This is a genomic window from Rhizobium mayense (assembly GCF_030272705.1).
GTDB classification, from domain to species: Bacteria; Pseudomonadota; Alphaproteobacteria; order Rhizobiales; family Rhizobiaceae; genus Rhizobium; species Rhizobium mayense.
Map to the genome: position 1 here is coordinate 1 of NZ_JARFYM010000146.1, position 280 is coordinate 280.

Consider the following 280-nt stretch of genomic DNA (forward strand, 5'->3'; position numbering starts at 1 on the left):
TCCTCAAAGGCTCGTGTTCATCGACGAAACCTGGATTAAGACCAATATGGCGCCGCTCTACGGCTGGGGTGTTAAGGGCAAGCGCCTGCGTGGCTTTGCGCCGCATGGTCATTGGCGCACTTTAACCTTCGTCGGCGCGCTCCGGGCCGACTGTCTTACCGCACCCTGCGTCTTCGACGGTCCGATCAATGGCCAATGCTTCAAGGCCTATGTCGAGCAACAACTCGTCCCGACGCTGCGGCCAGGCGACATCGTCATCATGGACAATCTGGGCAGCCAC

At 59.6% G+C, this 280-nt stretch carries 1 protein-coding gene; it reads left to right on the forward strand.

The features are described 5' to 3' along the window. Positions 1 to 280, forward strand: a 280-nt coding sequence (locus tag PY649_RS34980) for a transposase (RefSeq protein WP_285873643.1), incomplete at both ends; no start/stop codon positions are given.